Annotated in this window: 6 protein-coding genes; 2 read left to right on the top strand and 4 right to left on the bottom strand. The window is 66.3% G+C overall.

Translation table 11 applies throughout. The features are described from left to right. Together DBR12_RS15085 and DBR12_RS15080 are read right to left on the bottom strand one after the other, a co-directional pair. Positions 1-1,021: HAMP domain-containing sensor histidine kinase (locus tag DBR12_RS15085; protein WP_199226698.1), on the bottom strand; the 1,021-nt coding region annotated here is incomplete at its 3' end. 365 nt (positions 1,022-1,386) lie between these two features. Beyond that, positions 1,387-2,049: a response regulator transcription factor gene (locus DBR12_RS15080; protein WP_108618012.1), complete on the bottom strand. Its 663-nt coding sequence runs from the start codon at positions 2,047-2,049 to the stop codon at positions 1,387-1,389. A gap of 160 nt (positions 2,050-2,209) precedes the next feature. Here DBR12_RS15080 and DBR12_RS15075 point away from each other — a divergent pair, with 160 nt between their 5' ends. Further along, positions 2,210-3,283, top strand: a complete 1,074-nt coding sequence (locus DBR12_RS15075; RefSeq protein WP_108618008.1) for a hypothetical protein — start codon at positions 2,210-2,212, stop codon at positions 3,281-3,283. 105 nt (positions 3,284-3,388) lie between these two features. Here DBR12_RS15075 and DBR12_RS15070 read toward each other — a convergent pair whose 3' ends face one another. Together DBR12_RS15070 and DBR12_RS15065 are read right to left on the bottom strand one after the other, a co-directional pair. Then, positions 3,389-4,423: a peptidoglycan-binding domain-containing protein gene (locus DBR12_RS15070; protein ID WP_108618011.1), complete on the bottom strand. Its 1,035-nt coding sequence runs from the start codon at positions 4,421-4,423 to the stop codon at positions 3,389-3,391. A gap of 232 nt (positions 4,424-4,655) precedes the next feature. After that, positions 4,656-5,132 carry a DUF421 domain-containing protein gene (locus DBR12_RS15065; RefSeq protein ID WP_108618007.1) on the bottom strand — a complete coding sequence of 159 codons (477 nt, stop codon included), beginning with the start codon at positions 5,130-5,132 and terminating at the stop codon, positions 4,656-4,658. Between the two features lie 122 nt (positions 5,133-5,254). Between DBR12_RS15065 and DBR12_RS15060 the strand changes: the two genes are divergently transcribed. Further along, a complete protein-coding gene (locus tag DBR12_RS15060) occupies positions 5,255-5,953 on the top strand; it encodes a DUF4197 domain-containing protein (RefSeq protein WP_108618006.1) in 699 nt (232 codons plus the stop codon). Positions 5,954-6,095: the final 142 nt, after the last annotated feature.

Below are 6,095 nucleotides of genomic sequence, written 5' to 3'. Positions count from 1 at the left end.
GTGCTGGGGCGGCTGCCGACAGTTGCAGCCAGAAGCAGGAGCCTGCGCCCAGGCGCGACTGCAGGCCATGCTGCGCGCCCATCAGGTCCACGCAGCGTGCCACCACGGCCAGCCCGAGTCCGTGGCCCTCGCGGTTGATGTGCCAGGCGTGCTGAGGGCGGTAGAAGGGCTGGTAGATGCGGGTGCGGTCTTCCAGGGCCACGCCTAAGCCTGTGTCCCACACCTCGATGCGCCAGTGGCCTTGTCGCCGCCGCGCCCCGATGAGCACGCCGCCCTTCGGGGTGTAGCGCAGCGCGTTGTGCACCAGGTTGGACAGCGACTGGCGCAGCAGCGCGGCATCGGCCAGCACGGCTGCGCTCGGTGGTGGCATGTGCAGCCGCAGGCGCAGCCCGCGAGAACGGGCCTCGGCCAGGAATTGGATCTCAAGCTCGTTGAACAATGGGCGAAGCATCAGCGGCTCGGGCCGCACTGCTACCTGGCCGGATTCGATCTTGGACAGGTCGAGCAGCGAGTTGAACATCAGCTGCACCGACTGCAGGCTCAGCCGAAGGTCAGACAGCGGTGCTACCAACGCAGCGTCCTGGTTGCGAACGGCAATTGCTTCGGTGAGCAGGCCCATGGCATGCACGGGCTGGCGCAGGTCGTGCGCGGCGGTGCTCAAAAAGCGATTTTTCTCAGCCAGCGCGACCTCGGCGGCATCGCGTGCTTCACGGTACTGGGCGGACAAGTGTTGGCCTTGTTCCTCAAGCCATACCTGATGCACGAAGAAGTGATGTGCGATGCGTGCCTGGCGGTAGATGATGACTGTGTAAATCAGTGCAATGGGGATGCTGTAGGTCCAGTGCTTGGGCAGAAGCCAGGGGTGCAGTAACAGGGAGGTGCACCAGCCGCTGGCGAAAAAGCGGTGGAATACGCTCAGCATGGGCGTTTGCATGGCCGCATTGGCGGCGATGATTCCGCCACTTTGAGCAACCATCAGCAGGGCGAGTTCATAGTTGGCATTGCCAGCGGCCAGGGCCATCGGTGCAGTGACTCCGGCGCCGTGAGTCAGCGCAATGAGTTCCAGCCGCCGCCTCCAACGCGCCAACAGAGTATTTGCATTGGCTTCCCTCCGCTGCGCTTGGTACGTCTGGCGCATCCTGTACGTGATCGCGGCAAATGCACAGTAGCAGGCCAGCCATGCCCAGAGCCATTGTGCGTCGTGAAACCTCTGGTAGACCACCACAAACAACAGCCCAACGAACGGTCCCGCCAGGATGCTGGCATGCAGCCGTTTGAAGGTGATCTCCATCAAACGGACTTGTCCCTCCGCGCTGACGGCGCGTATTGGGGTTTTGGGAGGCAGGCTGTCCAGGTCGCGCGATGACACCATTGAACGGGGTCGGCCTATGCCGTTTCGGGGGGGCGCAGCACCAGCCGCCGCCCGCGCAGCCGCGTGATCGCCTCCACCCGCGTACGGGCGCCCAGGCGCATCAGGATGGAACTCATGTGCTCCTTGACCGTGCTCTCCGACAGGTTGTACTGCAGCGCAATACGCTTGTTGGGCAGCCCCTGCAGCACCAGTTCCAGAATTTCACCCTGGCGCATGGACAGGCCCAGTTCTGCCGGTGTGACGGGCAGATCGCGGTTGCGCAGAGGCTGGTTGCCGCTGCTGGGCGACTCAAACCAGGCCAGGCCACACAGCAGCGCCTCCACAGCCCGGGCAAAGGTTTCGGGCGGGGCTTGCTTGTGGATGAAGCCATGGGCACCTGCCTGGCGCACCCGCTCCATTACGTTGGGGTCGTCGTCGCCGCTGATTACCGCCAGTGCGCTGCCTGGGCAATGCTGGCGTAGTTCGGCAATCAACCCCAGCGCCGCCCCTTCGGCCAGCCAGAAGTCGATAAGTGCAATGGCGGGTGCACCACGTTCGGCCACCAGGGGCAGCACGTCCTCAGTGCGTCCTGCCACGGCCACCTCCATCAGGGGCAGGCGCGAGCGCAGGAACTCGGCCACGCCGCGTGCTACCAGCGGGTGGTCGTCCAGGACGAGTGCATAGGGTGACGGTGACATGGCCAAGTCGGCGGGGGGGAGCAGGGCTGCAACAGGGGCAAATTCTGCCAAGTGTCGCTCAGGCAGGGTGGCGCGCAAACCCTACCCTGGTAGGGTTCCGCCCAGCGTGTTGCGCTGCGCAGAATCCGCCCTCCATTCACCATCCTGGAGGTTTCCGCACATGGCTTCAACCCGCGCGCCGCGCATCTGGCCCCCCGCACCGTCCACATTCCGCTGGGCTCCCCTTGGCTTGGCCGCCGCACTGCTGGCTGCATGTGGCGGTGGCGACGATGGCAACAACGGCAGCCTGCCCCCCCCGGCCGTGGGGGTATTCAAGGTGGGCGGTGCTGTGGAAGGCCTCGGGGCGGGCAAGACCGTGACCCTGCAGAATCTTGGAACCGATGACCTCACGGTCAGCGCCAACGGCAGCTTCGTGTTCGGCACCAGCATGGACCGGGGCGTGGCCTACGCTGTCACCATCAAGGCGCAACCCGCAGGCCAGCGCTGCACCGTGGCCCAGGGCACGGGCACCGCCACGGCGGATGTGAGCAATGTGCAGGTGCGTTGCGAGAACCTGCCTGCTGCCACCTTCACCGTGGGCGGCGCCGTCACGGGCCTCACCGGCAGCGGGCTGGTGTTGCAGAACAATGGGCGCGACGACCTGGGTGTGGCGGCCAACGGCGGCTTCAGCTTTGCCACGGCGCTGGCCGGTGGCGCCGCCTACGCCGTCACGGTGAAGGCCCAGCCCGGCGGGCAGAGTTGCACCGTGGCCAACGGCACGGGCACCGTGGGCTCGGCCCATGTGACCACGGTGGATGTGCGCTGCGCTACCGCGACAGCCGCCCTGCCCGAAGGCGACTGGAAGCAAGAGCAGTGCTCGCCCTCGGGGCCTGGCCGGTGGACCAGATTGTTGTGGCGCATCTCTCGCCAGGGCGACACCCGTGCGACGGTCACCTTGGGCGGTGTGACTTATGCCGATGCGAGTTGTTCAGGGACTGGCACGGTGACGGCCGCGCAGCCCGGGGCGGGCGGCAGCTTCACCTTTGACCGCACCGAGGCGACCGCCTCCGCCGCAGCCTTCTGGGGCAGCTGGGCCCAGGTGACAGGGCTGACCTCGCGCACCGTGTGGGCGCGCAAAGGGCCTTACCTGTGCCTGCTGGGGGACTCGACACCCACGGTGTTCCCGACGATGGCCAGCGTCGAGAGCTACATGAACACCCTCATTCCCAACAAGATCTGCTACACGCAGAACTGACGGCAGCGGCGTGCCGTCGGCATCGCCACGCACCCGAAGGCCGCCATCGCACCAAGCGATGGCGGCCTTTTTTTGGTGGGCACCTGAAGCGCCCGTCCGTGGTGCCTACTTCGCAAGCTCCAGCGCCGTAGCACTGTCCAGTCGGCCCGACTGCGCAATGCCGCGGTCCTTCTGGAAGGCGCGCAGTGCAGCGGTGGTCTTGCCGCCCATGGCGCCATCGGGTGAGCCCGCGTTGTAGCCCAACTCATTCAGGCGCGCCTGCGCATCGCGCAGCGAAAGCCCGGCGCTCGCAGAACTGTTGGCTGATGACGCGCGGGTGGCGGAGGTCTGTGACGGGGGTGCGGCACCGTCCACCCCCAGTCGCCCGCCACCACCCAGGCCCTGGCCTTTCACTGTCTGGGCGCGGTAGTTACGCAGCGATCGCACCATCTGGTTGAACGCGTCCATGAAGGCGGCGGCAATCACCTTGCCCTCGGCGGTGTTGGAGTAGCCCCCCAGGCGTGCGCCGCCCGAACCCCCCATCAACTGGCCCATGGCGCCAAAGTCTGTCTTGGCCGCGCTGCCCTCCGAGGCTGCCACCTGCACGCCCGAGCGGTTGTCGATGAGGGTGAGCAGAGCGCTGGCTTCCTTGGTGTTCAGGCTGCCGCCGATGGCCGCCAGCAGCCCACCCGCGCGCCCACCGACCAGGCCGCCCAGCGAGGCCGATGCGCCGCCCGCGTTGTGGTTCTGGAAGATGATTTCCGGAGAGAGTCCGTAGTCCGACGCCACCATCTGCCCTTGGCCAAAGTTGCTGCCCTGGCGCATTTCGCCGGACTGCATGAGCGAGCGCTCGCGGGTCATGGCGTTCATGCCAGCGGCGCCTCGCTCTACCACCACAAAGCAGTTGGACTGCTGCACCAGCAGGCGCAACAGATTGGCGGTGGGGGGCAGGCGGTACTGGTCGCGCAGGATGGTGTACCACCCCGCCTGCTGGTTCTCGATGAGTGATACCGTGCCCAGGGCGGATTCGCAGCGCTCCAGTTCGCTGCTGGCGGCATCGGTGGCGGCGCCCGCCGCGCTGCCGGTGGCCACGGTCTTGGCATCGGCGCTGCCCATGCGCATGTTGGTGGTTTCACACCCCGACAACAGCACTGCGGCCATCAAGGCAAGTCCCAGTGCCGACAGGCGTGGAAAACACGCTGCTGGCTGGGCGGGGGCGTAGGCGTGGTGGGAGGCGGATGCGGTTTCGCTGGCAAGGGTGGAAGTCATAGGCCGATCGGGTGGTGGCGTAAAACGCCAGAACAAAAGGCCTTGATCTTTTGCGCTGCCCGCTGCGGCAGCAACCCGACCGAAGAGGGGTTTCGCGCGAACGAAAGCTGTGGTGGGGCCGGTATCAGCCGCCGCCCCGCCGCCGCAGCACCACCGTGATCTGCCCGTTGGTCTCGATCGTCGCCCGCTCCACCTCGTGCAGATGCAGGCAGCCGCTGGCGCGAAGGGCGGCTTCGAGGTCGTCTTTCGATAACAGCTCCTGGCGCATGAGGTCGGCGTTCACCTGGCCTTGCTGAACAAGCACTTGCGGCTTGCCGTCGATCAGCCGCTCCATCCACGCAAAGCGAAAGGTCAGCTGCGCCAGCACCACATGGCATCCGATGAGCGTGGCGGCAGAGATCAGCCCGCCCACCAGCGAGTTGTCGCCCGCAGTCATCGAGTTCTGCACAGCGTTCGACAGGAGCAGCAGCAGCACCAGGTCAAACGGCGCGTACTGCCCGGTCTGGCGCTTGCCCGTGAGGCGCAGGAACACCAGCAGAAACACATAGACCACCACGCCGCGCAGCACGAATCCCCACCACGGCACATTCATATCCCACATTGCAGGGCTCCTTTGTTGCAGGGTTGGCTTGTTTCGCTCGCCAGTCTACGGGGCTGAGCGAAAATCCGCCGCAGTCATCTGCCGCGCAGGCAGCTCCCCCTTCCCGAGAAAGACACCGTTCCATGCAACGCCGCCACCTCCTTCAAACCAGCGCCCTGGGCGCCCTGCTGGGCGCCACCTGGCAGCAGGCCTGGGCCCTGTCGCTGGGCGACCTCTCCAGCGCCGACGCATCCAGCGGGCTCAAGGCGGCGCTGTCGCAGGGCGCGCAGGCGGCCGTGGCCCTGCTGGGGCGCAACGATGGCTTTCTGGGCAACCCCAAGGTGCGCATTGGCCTGCCGGGCTACCTGGAGGATGCCGCCAAGGTGATGAAGTCCCTGGGTCAGGGCAAACGCATTGACGAGCTGGTGGTCTCCATCAACCGCGCGGCAGAAGCCGCCGTGCCCATGGGCCGGGACCTGCTGGTGGGCGCCGTGCAGAGCATGACGGTGACCGATGCCAAGAATATCCTCACCGGGGGCGACACCTCGGTCACCACCTTTTTCGCCGACAAGACCCGCGCACCGCTGGGTCAGCGCTTTTTGCCCGTGGTGAACGAGGCCACGGAAAAGGTGGGGCTCACCCAGAAGTACAACGCCTTTGCAGGCAAGGCCGCCAGCTTTGGCCTGCTCAAGCCCGAAGAGGCGAACCTGGCGCAGTACGTGACCGGCAAGACGCTGGACGGCCTGTACTTCATGATTGGCGAGGAAGAGCGCCGCATCCGCCAGAACCCCGCCGGTGCAGGCAGCGCCATCGTCCGCAAGGTGTTCGGAACGCTGAGATGACCCTTGTCCGTATGAAAGGCATGCCCCTGTGTCTTTGATCCCTCCCGAACCCTGCCCCTGCGGTCGTACCCAGGCCAAGCCCGGCAAAAGCGCCAAGGGGGCGGCGTTGTCGTATGCGGACTGTTGTGGCGGCTACCTCGAC

It is taken from the genome of Acidovorax sp. HMWF029 (assembly GCF_003060895.1).
Lineage (GTDB): Bacteria > Pseudomonadota > Gammaproteobacteria > Burkholderiales > Burkholderiaceae_C > Acidovorax.
This window is presented reverse-complemented; position numbering and strand designations above follow the sequence as displayed.